This is a genomic window from Oleiphilus sp. HI0132 (assembly GCF_001635845.1).
This window is the reverse complement of the sequence record NZ_LWGJ01000521.1, coordinates 1-641: the sequence shown is the minus strand read 5'-3', so window position 1 is coordinate 641 and position 641 is coordinate 1. Positions and strand designations below refer to the sequence as shown.

General features: G+C 46.2%; 1 protein-coding gene. It reads right to left on the bottom strand.

The window, feature by feature from the left end; all coding sequences use genetic code 11:
• On the bottom strand, nucleotides 1-641 hold a 641-nt coding region (locus A3766_RS06215; RefSeq protein WP_068641944.1), incomplete at both ends, for a putative selenate ABC transporter substrate-binding protein.

The following is a 641-nucleotide window of genomic DNA, read 5'->3' as shown; positions in this document are numbered from 1 at the left end:
CTTTCATATTCAACAAGGCTTGTTTAATCTTTCCACCAAAACCTTCACCCCAATGCGCGTCCACATCACCGCGTATGCTCCACTGGTAATCCTGGTACTGAGGTGTTTCCCAAATAACCTGAACCTTTTTTGGATCAATCTTACCTGCGGCTAGCTCTTTTTCCCAAACCTTGTAGCTCAACACACCAATTTCGTAGGCACCTGAGTTAACCAAAGCGGCTGTGCGTGAGTGATTACCACTAAAACCTATACGTTTGAACAACGCATCAGGCGCATCATTAAGGTGTTGACGGATATAAAACTCAGGCATCAAGCGACCCGATGTTGAACCTTTTGAACCAAAGGTCAGTGTCTTGTTAGCAATACCTTTTGGGAATTCATCACTCTTTTTTAAACCTGTAGAATGATGCGCAATAAAGTAAGTCTTGAAGAAGCGGTCTTCATCTCCCTGTGCGATCGCTTGGGAGCCTGGCACTAATAAGCGCGCCTGCACACCCGACAAACCACCAAACCAGGCTAATTGAACCTGATCATTTCGAAATGCTGTCACTGCAGCCGCATAAGACTTAACCGGCACATAACGTACCTCAATGCCTAAGGCCTTCCCTAAGTACTCAGACACTGCACCAAAGCGCTGCTCA